At 42.4% G+C, this 15031-nt stretch carries 18 protein-coding genes; 11 read left to right on the top strand and 7 right to left on the bottom strand.

What is annotated here, in order from left to right; all coding sequences use genetic code 11:
* Positions 1-140: 140 nt before the first annotated feature.
* From rpoD to M1M80_RS12900, 4 genes are all read left to right on the top strand, one after another.
* Entirely contained in the window at positions 141-1256 is a 1116-nt protein-coding gene (gene rpoD, locus M1M80_RS12915) for an RNA polymerase sigma factor RpoD (RefSeq protein ID WP_003226225.1), read from the top strand.
* A gap of 328 nt (positions 1257-1584) precedes the next feature.
* A complete protein-coding gene (gene cccA / locus M1M80_RS12910; RefSeq protein WP_003237051.1) occupies positions 1585-1947 on the top strand; it encodes a cytochrome c550 in 363 nt (120 codons plus the stop codon).
* A gap of 256 nt (positions 1948-2203) precedes the next feature.
* Positions 2204-2854 carry a tRNA (adenine(22)-N(1))-methyltransferase TrmK gene (gene trmK / locus M1M80_RS12905; RefSeq protein ID WP_003237050.1) on the top strand — a complete coding sequence of 217 codons (651 nt, stop codon included), beginning with the start codon at positions 2204-2206 and terminating at the stop codon, positions 2852-2854.
* Positions 2847-3968, top strand: coding sequence for a Nif3-like dinuclear metal center hexameric protein (locus M1M80_RS12900; RefSeq protein WP_060399042.1), 1122 nt, complete (start codon positions 2847-2849; stop codon positions 3966-3968). Before trmK ends, M1M80_RS12900 begins: the two co-directional genes overlap by 8 nt.
* A gap of 22 nt (positions 3969-3990) precedes the next feature.
* On the opposite strand, the gene M1M80_RS12895 is transcribed toward M1M80_RS12900, so the two are convergent.
* Positions 3991-4935 (bottom strand): 4-hydroxy-3-methylbut-2-enyl diphosphate reductase, encoded by a 945-nt coding sequence (locus tag M1M80_RS12895; protein WP_060399041.1) that lies wholly within the window; start codon positions 4933-4935, stop codon positions 3991-3993.
* Positions 4936-5056: 121 nt separating this feature from the next.
* Positions 5057-5779, bottom strand: coding sequence for a VrrA/YqfQ family protein (vrrA, locus tag M1M80_RS12890; protein WP_060399040.1), 723 nt, complete (start codon positions 5777-5779; stop codon positions 5057-5059).
* A gap of 168 nt (positions 5780-5947) precedes the next feature.
* Here vrrA and cshB point away from each other — a divergent pair, with 168 nt between their 5' ends.
* Both cshB and M1M80_RS12880 read left to right on the top strand, forming a co-directional pair.
* The gene (gene cshB, locus M1M80_RS12885; protein WP_060399039.1) at positions 5948-7264 is read left to right on the top strand and encodes a DEAD-box ATP-dependent RNA helicase CshB; all 1317 of its coding nucleotides are present in this window, start codon (positions 5948-5950) and stop codon (positions 7262-7264) included.
* 9 nt (positions 7265-7273) lie between these two features.
* A complete protein-coding gene (locus M1M80_RS12880; RefSeq protein ID WP_032731890.1) occupies positions 7274-8167 on the top strand; it encodes a deoxyribonuclease IV in 894 nt (297 codons plus the stop codon).
* A gap of 27 nt (positions 8168-8194) precedes the next feature.
* On the opposite strand, the gene M1M80_RS12875 is transcribed toward M1M80_RS12880, so the two are convergent.
* Complete coding sequence (locus M1M80_RS12875; RefSeq protein WP_003237038.1) at positions 8195-8449, bottom strand: DUF2624 domain-containing protein; 255 nt, start codon at positions 8447-8449, stop codon at positions 8195-8197.
* 115 nt (positions 8450-8564) lie between these two features.
* On the opposite strand from M1M80_RS12875, the gene M1M80_RS12870 reads away from it, so the two are divergent.
* The gene (locus M1M80_RS12870) at positions 8565-9446 is read left to right on the top strand and encodes a YitT family protein (RefSeq protein WP_003237036.1); all 882 of its coding nucleotides are present in this window, start codon (positions 8565-8567) and stop codon (positions 9444-9446) included.
* A 137-nt stretch (positions 9447-9583) separates the two neighbouring features.
* Positions 9584-10021 (top strand): zinc uptake transcriptional repressor Zur, encoded by a 438-nt coding sequence (zur, locus tag M1M80_RS12865; RefSeq protein ID WP_003237031.1) that lies wholly within the window; start codon positions 9584-9586, stop codon positions 10019-10021.
* 41 nt (positions 10022-10062) lie between these two features.
* On the opposite strand, the gene M1M80_RS12860 is transcribed toward zur, so the two are convergent.
* Positions 10063-10644, bottom strand: a complete 582-nt coding sequence (locus M1M80_RS12860; RefSeq protein ID WP_060399038.1) for a hypothetical protein — start codon at positions 10642-10644, stop codon at positions 10063-10065.
* Between the two features lie 133 nt (positions 10645-10777).
* On the opposite strand from M1M80_RS12860, the gene M1M80_RS12855 reads away from it, so the two are divergent.
* Positions 10778-11167 carry a DUF308 domain-containing protein gene (locus M1M80_RS12855; RefSeq protein WP_080010836.1) on the top strand — a complete coding sequence of 130 codons (390 nt, stop codon included), beginning with the start codon at positions 10778-10780 and terminating at the stop codon, positions 11165-11167.
* A 25-nt stretch (positions 11168-11192) separates the two neighbouring features.
* On the opposite strand, the gene ispG is transcribed toward M1M80_RS12855, so the two are convergent.
* The 3 genes from ispG to M1M80_RS12840 all read right to left on the bottom strand — a co-directional run bounded on the left by ispG (position 11193) and on the right by M1M80_RS12840 (position 13603).
* A complete protein-coding gene (ispG, locus tag M1M80_RS12850; protein WP_080010835.1) occupies positions 11193-12326 on the bottom strand; it encodes a flavodoxin-dependent (E)-4-hydroxy-3-methylbut-2-enyl-diphosphate synthase in 1134 nt (377 codons plus the stop codon).
* Positions 12327-12447: 121 nt separating this feature from the next.
* A complete protein-coding gene (locus M1M80_RS12845; RefSeq protein ID WP_003237024.1) occupies positions 12448-12747 on the bottom strand; it encodes a LysM peptidoglycan-binding domain-containing protein in 300 nt (99 codons plus the stop codon).
* 94 nt (positions 12748-12841) lie between these two features.
* On the bottom strand, positions 12842-13603 hold the full coding sequence (locus tag M1M80_RS12840; protein ID WP_060399037.1) for a DUF1189 domain-containing protein: 762 nt from the start codon (positions 13601-13603) through the stop codon (positions 12842-12844).
* Between the two features lie 110 nt (positions 13604-13713).
* Here M1M80_RS12840 and M1M80_RS12835 point away from each other — a divergent pair, with 110 nt between their 5' ends.
* Together M1M80_RS12835 and sodA are read left to right on the top strand one after the other, a co-directional pair.
* On the top strand, positions 13714-14196 hold the full coding sequence (locus tag M1M80_RS12835; protein ID WP_060399036.1) for a DUF456 domain-containing protein: 483 nt from the start codon (positions 13714-13716) through the stop codon (positions 14194-14196).
* A gap of 179 nt (positions 14197-14375) precedes the next feature.
* Positions 14376-14984: a superoxide dismutase SodA gene (sodA, locus tag M1M80_RS12830; RefSeq protein ID WP_003237019.1), complete on the top strand. Its 609-nt coding sequence runs from the start codon at positions 14376-14378 to the stop codon at positions 14982-14984.
* Positions 14985-15031: the final 47 nt, after the last annotated feature.

Below are 15031 nucleotides of genomic sequence, written 5' to 3'. Positions count from 1 at the left end.
TCGCTTGACCTCATCATGAATTGTCATATCATTATTCGCACATTGTTAAAGGCAGTTCACATAGAAAACGCCTGAATGGACCGAATAAGAATCATACCGCTTATAGAATTCGTTGCAAGCTTTGGAAGGAGGGATCCATAATGGCTGATAAACAAACCCACGAGACAGAATTAACATTCGACCAAGTAAAAGAGCAATTAACAGAGTCTGGTAAAAAACGTGGCGTTTTGACATATGAAGAAATTGCCGAGCGTATGTCCAGCTTTGAAATTGAATCAGACCAAATGGATGAGTATTATGAATTTTTAGGTGAACAAGGTGTTGAATTAATTAGTGAGAATGAAGAAACAGAAGATCCTAATATTCAGCAGCTTGCCAAAGCCGAAGAAGAATTTGACCTTAATGACCTAAGTGTACCGCCTGGTGTCAAAATCAATGACCCAGTTCGTATGTATCTAAAGGAAATCGGCCGGGTTAACCTTCTTTCTGCAAAAGAAGAAATCGCCTACGCTCAGAAGATTGAAGAAGGTGACGAAGAATCTAAACGCAGATTGGCTGAAGCGAACCTGCGGCTTGTTGTCAGTATCGCAAAACGGTATGTCGGACGCGGAATGCTGTTCCTTGACCTGATTCAGGAAGGCAACATGGGTCTGATGAAAGCCGTTGAAAAATTTGATTACCGCAAAGGTTATAAATTCAGTACGTATGCTACGTGGTGGATCAGACAGGCGATTACTCGCGCCATTGCCGATCAGGCGAGAACGATCCGGATTCCCGTTCATATGGTTGAGACCATTAATAAATTAATCCGTGTGCAGCGTCAATTACTGCAAGATTTAGGCAGAGAACCAACACCCGAAGAAATTGCGGAAGATATGGATTTAACACCTGAAAAAGTACGCGAAATCTTAAAGATTGCACAAGAGCCGGTATCGCTGGAAACACCGATTGGTGAAGAGGATGACTCGCATCTTGGTGATTTCATTGAAGATCAAGAAGCAACTTCACCTTCAGACCACGCCGCATATGAGCTATTGAAAGAGCAGCTGGAAGATGTGCTTGATACGTTAACTGATCGTGAAGAAAATGTATTGCGTCTTCGATTCGGTCTTGATGACGGCCGTACAAGAACATTAGAAGAGGTCGGCAAGGTATTTGGAGTAACGAGAGAGCGTATTCGACAAATCGAAGCTAAAGCGTTGCGGAAACTAAGACATCCTAGCAGAAGTAAACGTTTGAAAGATTTCCTCGAATAAGATGGAACGGGTCTTGCAGATCCGTTCTTCTTTTTTTCAAAAAGATATATGGATAATATGTCTTTATTTTACTGAAAAATGATGTCATTTGCAAATGAACATTGTGGCGAAAAATTTCAAAACTGAATCCATATTTTCTATTGTAAGCGTATACAATACATTATACAATAGAATAAAAAGGATATCAGAGAAATAAGCATGCTTCTATTCAATTTTGTATAAAGTGTGAATAAAAAACTTTTGTATATCAATCCATTTACTTTTTGTAAAAATAAGTTAGAATTAGAAGTGTTTACATAGGGGGAAGGATCAAAAAGGGGGAAGGGAAATGAAATGGAATCCGCTTATTCCATTTTTACTGATCGCTGTTTTAGGTATTGGTCTGACTTTCTTTTTATCAGTAAAGGGGCTTGATGACTCTCGAGAGATTGCAAGCGGCGGAGAAAGCAAATCTGCTGAAAAAGATGATGCAAACGCTTCACCGGAGGATATATACAAGGCAAACTGTATCGCGTGCCACGGTGAAAATTATGAAGGTGTTTCGGGTCCTAGCTTAAAAGGTGTAGGGGATAAGAAAGATGTCGCTGAAATTAAAACAAAGATCGAAAAAGGCGGTAATGGAATGCCTTCCGGTCTTGTTCCGGCCGATAAGCTGGATGATATGGCAGAATGGGTATCAAAAATTAAATAAAAGATCTATCTTTCTCCTTATACGTTCTCAGGCCGCCGAGATGTTCTCGACAGCCTTTTATTTTTGTCTGCCGCGTAGTAGAGCCGCATCAAAAGAAATAATCTTAAAATCATTCGCTCAGCTTGGATTCCTGGCTGATTTTTTATATGATAGAAAAGGAAAAAATGATTGAGAAAAGTTGTGATGACAAGTGAACGAATTAAAATTATCTAAACGATTGCAAACAGTAGCTGAGTACATACCGAATGGAGCGGTGATGGCCGATATCGGGTCTGACCACGCTTACCTTCCTTGTTATGCGGTGCTGAATCATAAAGCAAGCAAAGCAATTGCCGGAGAAATAACAGACGGCCCATTTTTGTCTGCCAAGCGGCAGGTTGAAAAATCAGGCTTAAGCTCGCACATTTCTGTAAGGCAGGGAGACGGCCTGGAAGTCATTAAAAAAGGTGAAGCCGATGCCATTACGATTGCCGGGATGGGCGGATCTTTGATCGCTCACATTTTAGAAGCGGGTAAAGACAAATTAACGGGAAAGGAACGGCTTATTTTACAGCCGAATATTCATGCTGTTCATATCAGAGAGTGGCTTTATAAAGAAGGATATGCGTTGATAGACGAGGTGATCCTTGAAGAGGACGGAAAGTGCTATGAGGTGCTTGTCGCCGAAGCGGGAGACAGAGATGCGGCTTATGCCGGTATTTCTTTATCAGCCGGAATGCTCGTCGGCCCTTTCTTGGCAAAAGAAAAGAATGCTGTCTTTTTGAAAAAATGGACACAAGAGCTTGAGCACACACAAAGCATTTATGAACAGATCAGCCGAGCTGCAACTACAGAGCAAAATAAACAAAAATTAAAGGAGCTCGCCGATCGAATGGAGCTGCTAAAGGAGGTTATCGATCATGGCTAAAACCGTAAATGGGCAGCAGATCGTCCAGCTGTTTGAACAATTTTCCCCGAAAGCCTATGCGGTCGAAGGCGATAAGATCGGACTGCAAATCGGCACCTTAAACAAACCGATTAAAAATGTGATGGTTACACTTGATGTGTTGGAGAGCGTTATCGATGAAGCAATTGAAAAAGAGGTTGATTTGATTATTGCACACCATCCTCCTATTTTCAGGCCGCTAAAGCATATTTCAACAGATCAGCCTGCTGGAAGGTTAATTGAAAAGTGTTTGAAGCATGATATCGCAGTTTATGCTGCTCATACAAATTTAGACGTTGCGGACGGCGGCGTGAATGATTTGCTTGCTGAAGCATTAGAGTTGAGTGAGACGGAAGTGCTGGCGCCTACTTATACTGATCCTCTGAAAAAGCTGGCCGTATATGTGCCGAAGGAATATGAAGAGCAGGTCAGAGCGGCGCTCGGAAATGCGGGAGCCGGCCATATCGGCGAATACAGCCATTGCGCGTTTTCGTCTGAAGGAATCGGCAGCTTTAAGCCATTAGACGGCGCCAAGCCTTTTATTGGTGAAGTGGGAGAGCTTGAGCTTGTTCATGAAGTAAGGCTTGAGACTGTGTTTCCTAAAAGCATCGAAAAAGCTGTTATAAGAGCAATGATAAAAAGCCATCCATATGAAGAAGTCGCTTACGACATTTATCCTGTTGAGCAGTCTCTTGCCGAAAAAGGGCTCGGCCGTGTCGGAACACTTAAAAATGAGATGACGCTCAAGGAATTCGCTTTATTTGTGAAAGACAAGCTTGAAGTAAATGGCGTTAGAATGGTGGGTGAGGCTGACAGCATAGTGAAGAAGGTAGCTGTTCTTGGCGGAGATGGTAACAAGTATATTCATCATGCGAAACGGAAGGGAGCCGATGTTTACGTTACAGGAGATTTATACTTCCATGTGGCCCATGATGCGATGATGCTTGGCCTGAATGTTGTTGATCCGGGCCATTATGCGGAAAAAATCATGAAAAAAGGCGTCACGAGAAAACTGACGGCATTGTGCAAAGAGAAAAAGCTGGACGTGAATATCTTTATTTCTGAGACAGATACAAATCCATTTACATTTCTATAAAAAAACTGAGGCTTTAACAGCCTCAGTTTTTTGCTTTTACTTTCGGTAGTATTTTTTTGAGCGGAACATTGTGTTCAGTTGTCCAAGTTGATGGATCTTCATGATCATATTGCTCCAAAAAGCGAATGACTTCTTTTGTGATCGGCGTTGGTGTTGAAGCCCCGGCAGTAACGGCAACGGTATGAACACCTTTCAGCCACTCGAGTTTTAATTCGCTTAGGTCGCCGATTCGGTATGCTTTTGTGCCGGCTATTTCCTCAGACACTTGCGCGAGCCTATTGGAATTGTTGCTTTTCGGGTCACCGACAACGATCGTTAAGTCTGCTTTTTTCGCCTGTTCTGATACAGCTTCCTGCCGCACTTGAGTAGCGAGGCAAATCTCCTGGTGATATTCGACATGAGGATATTTCTCTTTTACAAGCTCCATGATGTCGTGAACATCCCATTGAGACATCGTTGTTTGATTCGTCACAATTAATTTCTCTGCTTGGATATCAAGGTTTTTCACATCTTCTTCTGTTTCAACTAAGTGAACGATCTCAGGCGCTACGCCAACGGCTCCTTCTGGCTCCGGATGCCCTTTTTTGCCGATATAGATCACGTGATATCCTTTTTCTTTCATCTCTAGAATTAAATCGTGAGTTTTCGTCACGTCCGGACATGTGGCATCAATTGCGACTAATCCTTTTTCTTCAGCGATTTTTCTGACTTCGGGAGAAACGCCGTGCGCAGTGAAAATGACAGTTCCCTTGTCAACCTGCTTCAGGATGTCCAGACGATTAGCGCCGTCCAAAGTAAAGATTCCTTCCTCTTCAAACGCATCAGTAACGTGTTTATTATGAACAATCATCCCGAGTATATAGATGGGTCTTGGTAAGCTTTTATCAAGTGACGCGTTCTTGGCAATGACCATAGCATCAACAACGCCATAGCAATAGCCGCGCGGTGAAATTTTAATTACGTCCATTTCGGTAGTCCTCCAATACTGAAGTGAGTAAAGGCAATATAAAAAGCCGTAATCAAACGGCTCTATTCTTGCATTCTTCTGATCTCATTATAGCCAATCTCACTTCAGATATCAAAGAATGTTAAATATATAATCTCGGCTTTGATCTGCCTGATGTTCTTTTCGAAGCAGGAGAGACAGCTTCTTTTTTCTTCGGGGCAGATGTTTTTGATTCTTGTTCTTTACTGTCAGATGTTTTTGATTTCTTCGGTGGAGAAGAACTTTTTGGTTTTGAGTTTTTGTTCCCATCTGATGTTTTTGCTTCAGCCTCGTTCTCGGTTTCCGAGGTTTCTTCTGACTCTGTTTGCTTTTCATTTTCCTCATTGCTCTCTGTATCATCACTTTTACTTAACTGGCTGTACAGCTTTATCATTGCTGGCAGATTGCGGACTAATGGGCCGTACTGCTGGATCATGGGGGTGACTTGCTGCGCCATGCCGAGCACTTTTTGCACATTCCCAAGCATACTGGATAAAGATGCAGGATTGGCGATATTTTGAATGCCTTGCAGACCTGCTCCTCCGCTCGCTGCTGTGCCTGCTCCTGGAACTCCGGCGCCGCCAGTGCCTCCTCCGCCGGGTAAGAACTTTGACAGCATTCCTTTTAAGCCTCCGCCCGCACCATTTCTCGCTCCGGCATTTGCCTGAGGAAGAAATTGTCCGGATTGCTGAAAACCTTGCTGCTGCGGTCCAAATGAAGGTCTTTGCAAATTAGGCGGTCTTCTGCCCATCATTCGCTGATTTGGCATGGGGCGGGGCGGTCCGGGCTGCGGATAATTTCTCATCGGCTGCTGCGGTGAAAACATACTTGTACCTCCTTTCAGCTCTCTCTGCTATTAGAATATGCATGGGCTGCGGTATTTGCTTTACATAACTGAATAAAACAAACGCCTTCCAAACGTGGTGTTTTTAAGCAAAATCGGGTATAATGTGATGATGGACGCATAATGTGCCGCTTTAAGGAGCTGGGAAAAATGAAAGAAACTAAATTTGAACTTTATGAATTGAAACCGTTTATTATAGATGCAGTGCACCGCCTTGGTTTTTATGAACCGACTGATATTCAGAAAAGGCTGATTCCTGCAGTGTTAAAAAAAGAAAGCGTCATCGGCCAGTCTCAGACGGGAACCGGAAAGACTCACGCTTATTTACTGCCTTTATTAAACAAAATCGATCCTTCTAAGGATGTCGTTCAGGTTGTCATTACGGCTCCGACAAGAGAGCTTGCCAACCAGATTCATCAGGAAGCACTTAAAATCACACAAGGTGAAGAAGGCAGTCAGATTCGCTCGAAATGTTTTATCGGAGGCACAGATAAACAAAAATCAATTGATAAATTGAAAACACAGCCTCATCTTGTCGTCGGTACGCCAGGACGTATTGCCGATTTAATCAAAGAACAGGCGTTAAGTGTTTATAAAGCGGAATCTCTCGTCATTGATGAAGCGGATTTAATGCTGGATATGGGATTCCTTGCAGATGTAGATTACATCGGTTCACGCATGCCTGAGGATCTGCAAATGCTTGTGTTCTCAGCGACCATTCCGGAAAAGCTGAAACCATTTTTGAAAAAATATATGGAAAATCCGAAATACGCCCACGTGGAGCCAAAACAGGTGACTGCTTCGAAGATCGAGCATATTCTCATTCCTTCGAAACATCGTGACAAGGACAAGCTCCTTTTTGACATCATGTCTCATCTGAATCCATACCTGGGCATTGTGTTTGCCAATACGAAAAACACGGCTGACCATATCGCTCAATATCTGACTGGAAAAGGCATGAAAATCGGGCTGCTGCACGGCGGATTAACGCCTCGTGAGCGGAAAAAAGTCATGAAGCAGATCAATGATTTGGAATTCACTTATGTCATTGCGACTGACCTTGCCGCAAGAGGCATTGATATTAAAGGTGTCAGCCATGTTATCAACTATGAGCTGCCGGATGATCTTGATTTTTATGTTCACCGTGTGGGCAGAACGGCTCGCGCCGGCTCATCAGGACAAGCGATGACCATTTATGAGCTCTCTGATGAGGATTCATTAGTCAGGCTTGAGAAAATGGGCATTGAATTTGATTACTTGGAGCTTGAAAAGGGCGAGTGGAAAAAAGGCGATGACCGCCAGCGCCGCAAAAAGCGTAAAAAAACGTCGAACGAAGCGGATGAAATTGCACATCGTCTCGTGAAAAAGCCGAAGAAGGTTAAGCCTGGATATAAAAAGAAAATGAGCTACGAGATGGAGAAAATCAAGAAAAAACAGAGAAGAAACCAATCTAAAAAAAGAAAGTAGGGGAACCTGTTGTTGAGAATAGGCTCACACGTCTCTATGAGCGGAAAACATATGCTTCTGGCCGCAAGCCAGGAGGCAGTTTCTTATGGGGCGAACACGTTTATGATCTATACAGGCGCACCGCAAAATACGCGCCGAAAGAAAATTGAAGACTTGAATATAGAAGCTGGCCGGGCACACATGAAAGAAAACGGTATTGACGAGATTATCGTACACGCGCCTTATATTATTAATATTGGCAACACGACAAATCCGTCCACTTTTGAGCTTGGTGTCGATTTTCTTCGTTCTGAAATTGAACGGACAGCTGCCATCGGAGCGAAGCAAATTGTCCTTCACCCAGGCGCTCACGTAGGAGCGGGAGCTGAAGCAGGCATCAAGAAAATTATTGAAGGCTTAAATGAAGTGATTGATCCGAATCAAAATGTCCAGATTGCATTAGAAACAATGGCAGGAAAAGGATCTGAATGCGGCAGAAGCTTTGAGGAGCTTGCGCAGATTATCGATGGCGTTACACACAATGAGCATCTGTCAGTATGCTTTGACACGTGCCATACACATGATGCCGGATATAACATTGTCGAAGACTTTGATGGAGTGCTGACTGAGTTTGATAAAATCGTCGGCATTGACCGTATTAAAGTGCTTCATATTAATGACAGCAAAAATGTCAAAGGCGCAAGAAAAGACCGCCATGAAAACATCGGCTTTGGTGAAATCGGATTTGACGCACTGCAGTATGTTGTTCACCATGAGCAGTTAAAAGACATTCCGAAAATCCTTGAAACGCCGTATGTCGGTGAAGATAAAAAGAATAAAAAACCGCCATACCGTTTTGAGATTGAAATGCTGAAAGAAAAACAATTTGATGACACATTGCTTGAAAAGATTTTACAGCAATAAAAAATGGGGGATAAGTCCCCCATTTTTTCAGCTTGTAAATTGTTTGAATAGTTCATTAACGGTTTGGGCTGTTTCTTTCGATGTAATTGCCTCTACTTGTTTCAGCAGCCGCATTCGTTCACTCTCATTAAAGATGTTCACATTTTTCCCGTACAGCAGGTTTGCTACTTCAACGGCCTGCGGTCTTGTTAGGCTGATTCCGTATTGTTTTGAGTACTTCAGCAAATCGTCAGCAGTAGCCTGATTAAGCCGCTGCAAAATAATTCTTTGAAATAAAATCATCGACCATTCCACCTCCAGACTTAATGTATGGGCAAATCAGTAAAATGTGTCAGTGTTTAATGGTAAAATAGATTTATAATGTATTTAAAATAGTTATTGCAGGAAAGGAGATTTTATGACCCCAACAAAACAACATAAGAGAGAAACATTTTCCCATTTTATTTTCAGGGTCTTCATGATTCTGGCAGGAGCGGCATCTGCGGCTGTAAGTATTGAATTATTTTTAATCCCTAACGATTTTATTGATGGCGGGATTATCGGTGTATCACTTATTTTAGACCACCTCTTTATGTCAAACCCCTTTTTGAATTTCGCTTTATTCGTTGTCATTTTAAATATTCCTTTTATGATCTTCGGCTATAAATATATCGGTAAGACCTTCCTTGTCTCTACGATGATTGGAATTGTCGGGCTTGCCGTTATTGAATCCTCGCTTCACCATGTAGAAGCCATTACAACTCAGCCTATTTTGGCCACTGTGTTCGGAGGTCTTTTGCTCGGCTTTGGCGTCGGGCTCGTTATTCGAAACGGAGGTTCAATGGATGGTACAGAAATTCTCGGTATTTTGCTGACGAAAAAGCTGCCATTTTCAGTTGGTGAGTTCGTCATGCTCATCAATGTATTCATTTTCATTTGGGCTGGTTTTGTGTTCGGTCCTGAGCAAGCGATGTACTCTTTCATGACTTATTATATTGCGATGAAAACCATTGATGCCGTGATCCAGGGGCTTGATGAAACAAAAGCTGTCATTATTGTGTCTGATCAGTATGATGAGATTTCCGACGCGATTTTGCACCGTCTCGGTCGCGGAACAACCAAGCTGAAGGGGAAAGGCGGATATACGGACGAAGAAAAGGACGTGATTTACGCGGTTGTCACAAGGCTGGAAGTGACTAAGCTAAAATCGATCGTGTTTGAAGTCGATCAAAATGCATTCATTACGATTATGAATACGCATGAAACGAGAGGCGGAAAATTCAAAAACGCAATCCACTAGGCTTTCATTTACTTTTATTCATTTTATGGGTATAATTTTATCTGCAGTAAAGAAAATGGCTTGCTGGTCAGACAGCTGCCATTTTCTTTTTCATACATGTGATACGTTCTTAAGCAAAGCGAAAAGGGGGACCCTTCATGAACGTACAAGAAGCGCTGAACCTACTGAAAGAAAACGGATATAAATATACAAATAAACGTGAAGATATGCTGCAGCTTTTTGCTGATTCAGACAGGTATCTTACCGCTAAAAACGTACTGTCTGCATTAAATGATGATTATCCCGGCTTAAGCTTTGATACAATCTACAGAAACCTTTCTTTATATGAAGAACTTGGTATTTTGGAAACAACTGAGCTGTCCGGTGAAAAACTCTTCCGATTTAAGTGTTCATTTACCCACCATCACCATCACTTTATTTGTCTTGCCTGCGGCAAAACAAAAGAAATTGAATCATGCCCGATGGACAAGCTTTGTGATGATTTGGATGGCTATCAGATCAGCGGACATAAATTTGAGATTTACGGCACATGCCCTGATTGTACAGCGGAAAACCAAGAAAACACTACTGCGTAATTGTTTATATGAGAAAAAGGAGCCCCGGTTGGGCTCCTTTTTCAGTTATTGACACGTACGATATGATGTTTATTTTTGTTAATCCATTGAACGGCTTCAAGCCAGTTGCTGACTCTGATGATGTTTGAATCAAGCGGAAGCTGATTATAAGGGGAATTGAATAAAATCACCGGTATATCGGCTTCTTTCGCAATCATCATTGCGTTTCCGTGATGATCTTCAAAAAACAAGTCAATGTTGTGTTTTTTGACTGCCTCAACTTTATGATGACCGCCAACGAGTTCGATGTGGTCGTAATGAATATTTTGTCTGTCAAACCATTCATAAGTAATATCAGTTAAATGAGTCCGTCTCGCTGTAATATAAATAAGCTTGTGCTCCTCTTTGAGGAGGTCAAGTGACTGTTTTGCATGCTGCGCAAGCAATGCTTCCTTATATATGATGGCTTCATTTTGATTCATCCAATCCCAAAATTCTTCCTGCGTAATGTTTAACAGCTTTGTCAAATCATAATCCGTCATATCGTTTAATGAAATGGAAAGATTAAACGAGCGGTTCAAATAAGGGACGAATGTATCCTGAGCCGTGATTGTGCCGTCAATATCTATTCCTAAGCGTAACATGCCCACACTCCTTCAGTTTCATCCCTTCCAGTGTAACATAAACAATTGACATTAACAGAAAAGTTTAGCAAACATGAATCAGGCAAAATAGATCAAACTATAAAAGCTCCTTTAATAAAAACAGAAGGGGGAATTGAAGGTGGCAAACGATTACGAAAAACGTGATAACAACAGCTACTATGTAGATCATGGTTCTGAAGGATCAAATATTACCCGCGACAACGATGGTTTTTTTGAGGAAACGGCTGCTGAAATCGCAGAGCCTTACCGTGCTACTGACCGCAGCAATGACCGAGACAATGACCGCAGCGACGGCAATGTCAATGAAGGGCGGGGAATAGGCTATATTGCATTAGCCTTGTCCATTATTTCATTGTTTGTACTGCCTGTTTTATTGGGAGCTGCCGGTATTATTGTCGGCTATATCGCAAGAAGAAGAGGTGCCCAAGGCCTAGGAGCTTGGGCGATGGGTATCGGTGTCGTCTCATTAGTGCTTGGAATATTTATTATTCCATTTTTCTAACACAAAAAAGCTTGACGGGTTCCCGTCAAGCTTTTTGTGTTTCTTCTTTTAGTTTTGCTTTTTCAGCTTCAAGCTTTGCGTAGTGTTCCTCAGCAAGAATGTCGATTTCTTTCTTGAGTTCCTCTACCATTGTTTCCTCTGGAACCTTACGGACAATTTTTCCTTTCCGGAACAACAGTCCTTCACCACGTGCTCCGGCGATTCCGATATCAGCTTCTCTCGCTTCACCAGGTCCGTTTACTGCACAGCCGAGAACAGCGACTTTAATCGGCGCTTTCACCTTAGAAATGTATTCTTCCACTTCATTGGCGATGCTGATCAAATCAATCTCAATACGGCCGCAAGTCGGACATGAGATGAGTGTGGCAGCATTGGAGGCTAAGCCGAAAGATTTCAGAAGCTCCCTTGCTACTTTTACTTCTTCCACAGGATCTGCGCTTAATGAAATACGCATGGTGTTCCCGATGCCCTTGCTTAAAATCGCGCCGAGTCCTGCTGCGCTCTTTACTGTGCCGGCAAACAGTGTTCCTGACTCAGTGATCCCAAGATGCAGCGGGTAGTCAAATGCTTTCGCTGCTTTTTCATAAGCCTCGATCGCAAGGTTGACGTCAGATGCCTTCATGCTGACAATAATATCGTGAAAATCAAGATCTTCAAGAATTTTAATGTGATGAAGTGCGCTCTCTACCATTCCGTCTGCTGTCGGATAACCGTATTTTTCTAAAATCCGTTTTTCAAGTGAACCAGCGTTTACTCCGATTCTGATCGGAATCCCTTTTTCTTTCGCCGCTTTAACGACCGCTTCGACTTTTTCACGGCGGCCGATGTTGCCTGGGTTGATTCGGATTTTATCTGCGCCGCCTTCAATGGCTTTTAACGCAAGTTTATAATCGAAATGTATGTCAACAACGAGCGGAATGGAAATGCGTTTTTTAATATCCGCGATGGCATTTGCCGCCCGTTCATCCGGACATGCTACCCGGACGATTTGGCATCCGGCTTCAGCCAGACGGTTAATTTCCGCAACCGTTGCTTCTACATCATGTGTTTTTGTTGTTGTCATGCTTTGGATAACAACTTCATTGTTGCCGCCTATTGTTAAAGGTCCCACTTTGACGGGACGCGTTTTTGTACGATGTGTGATTTCACTCACTTGCAATCGCTCCTTAATTGTAGTTGCCGCTTCTAGATATAACAATTCTAGTATGGTTTATGTGAATTTATTTTACAAATTACATTGTAACAGTGTCTTCGCCGAACTGACAAGAAATTAACGTTAATTAAGGGTAGACCGGGAATTTGTACGCTGTTCCCGCTTGAATGGCGTTGGCTTTCACATTCGGATTCAGTGTTTCAAAATCCTTTACAATGTCGTCAGGAGAACCTGCTGGTCCCACAATTGACATAACGGTGTCACCCGGCTGTACCTTCACCGTTTTATAGGCTGGTTCCTGTTCAGCCGTTTTTGCTGATGCTTCATAGACAGGGAGGTCCTGGATGGGGATTGTTCCAATTTTAAGATCATAAAAAAGAATAAATAGAATAAAAACAATGCTGCATACAAAAGTGAGACGCTTCATCGCTTTTCCTCCCGCATACGAAATTTTATACTATAGTATGCTTGTCCATTTCGATTCATGACAAAAGAAAAGAGACTGCGAAGGCAGTCTCAGATTATGCAGCAACTTTTTTGGACGGGATCTCTTTCAAAACAAGAAACAGGATGACAAAGTTGACGAACCAGTTCAGTAAAAATTCACTTGGAACTGTTGCTTCTAATGCCCGCATGATCGTAAAGAACACAGTCGAAAGGGTGATGGAATAAGCAGAAAGCTTCCAGAGCTGATGATAGGATAAATGTTTTTTCTGCGAATTCTTAATGATTAACCCGATAAGCGCTAAAAACGATACTTCAATAAATTTTCCCGCTGCTGTTACGAGAAAAATAAGAGCTGAGAGAACAGTTACAATCATCGCTTTATTTTGGTTTAAACCTGCAATGACATCTTTTTTCTGTAACTCTGACGGCATCATTGAGTAAGACATTTCTTGGGCTTGTCCGTCAATGGCCAAAACAAATTTGTTCTGAAGGATGCCGATTGCGTTTTGCTTTGCTTCGATTTGTTCAGTGCCGTAGGCGTCTGTCGGATCAAACACGATAACGAAGCCATTTGCCTGTGATTCCGTGGCTTTTTTTTCATCGGTTTGAAGTTTGCCGTTTGAAATTTTGAAATCAGGGAAATCTTTGTGTAAAACAGTTTTAAAGCCGTTCATTGATTTTACGGTCCCTGTACTTACATAATAAGCGGTAGGGATTGCAAACAGGACAGAGAGCAAAAATACATAAAGAATCGCTTTTCCGATTCCTTGAAATCTTGTTTTTGCAATATCACGGGGAGAGTATGTACTTTTAATGAAAAGCTGAAATACATTCACTATCTTCACTTCCTAGCTATACTAATATATGTTGCTTATTGTATCGTTGCCTGCGTGTGAATACAAGGAAGACATGAAGAAGATAGATGTAAAAAGGGAGGATGGATTTTATGGATATGTTATATTGGCTGTTGATTGCGGCGGTATTTGTCATCGCTTTTATAGGGCTGGTGTATCCCGTTATTCCGAGCGTAGTATTTATCGTTGCCGGCTTTGTGTTGTACGGATTTTTGTTTTCGTTCAGTCCGTATTCATATATGTTCTGGCTCGTTGAAGCTGTTTTTGCCGCAGTATTATTCGCCGCGGATTACGTGTCTAATCTGCTTGGAGTAAAAAGGTTTGGCGGAAGCAAAGCCGCCATATGGGGAAGCACGATCGGTTTATTAATCGGGCCTTTCGTCATTCCGGTTGCGGGGATCATATTAGGGCCGTTTATCGGGGCTGTTTGTGCAGAACTTATCGTTCATCAAAAGGACTTAAAGTCAGCGTTTAAAATTGGTCTCGGCTCACTCATCGGCTTTTTAACAGGGGTGATTGCAAAGGGCATCATACAGCTTTTGATGATCGGATATTTTTTATGGACGGTCCTATAAGAATTGCGGGCGGCAGGTTTAATGGGGCGGATTATCGGTTAAAGTGAAATATGTCCGCTGAAATGAGCCAAAATGTGAGCATTTTCATTGATTACACAGCGTTCTTTTGTTACATTGAATGAAGAAAGGCTCGCTGTGAAGCGGCATTTCAGTACATATATATTAAGGAGGAATTTATCATGGCTTACGAACTTCCAGAATTACCTTATGCGTACGATGCTTTAGAACCGCATATTGATAAGGAAACTATGACTATTCACCATACGAAACACCACAACACATACGTTACAAATTTAAACAAAGCGGTTGAAGGAAACACGGCTCTTGCAAACAAATCAGTTGAAGAGCTTGTTGCAGATCTTAATTCTGTTCCTGAAAACATCCGCACTGCAGTCCGCAACAATGGCGGCGGACACGCGAACCACAAATTATTCTGGACACTTTTATCTCCAAACGGCGGAGGCGAGCCGACTGGCGCGCTTGCTGAGGAGATCAACAGTGTATTTGGAAGCTTTGACAAATTCAAAGAGCAATTCGCAGCTGCAGCAGCTGGACGCTTCGGTTCTGGCTGGGCATGGCTTGTTGTGAACAACGGCAAACTTGAAATCACAAGCACACCAAACCAAGATTCTCCGCTTTCTGAAGGCAAAACGCCTATCTTAGGACTTGACGTTTGGGAGCATGCTTACTACCTTAACTACCAAAACCGCCGTCCTGATTACATTTCAGCTTTCTGGAAAGTTGTGAACTGGGACGAAGTGGCTCGTCTATACAGCGAAGCAAAATAATGACACAAGCAAGGTCCTCAATAGGGGGGGCCTTGTTTTTTTCTGTC

This window comes from Bacillus inaquosorum (assembly GCF_023238325.1).
GTDB lineage: Bacteria > Bacillota > Bacilli > Bacillales > Bacillaceae > Bacillus > Bacillus inaquosorum.
This window is presented reverse-complemented; position numbering and strand designations above follow the sequence as displayed.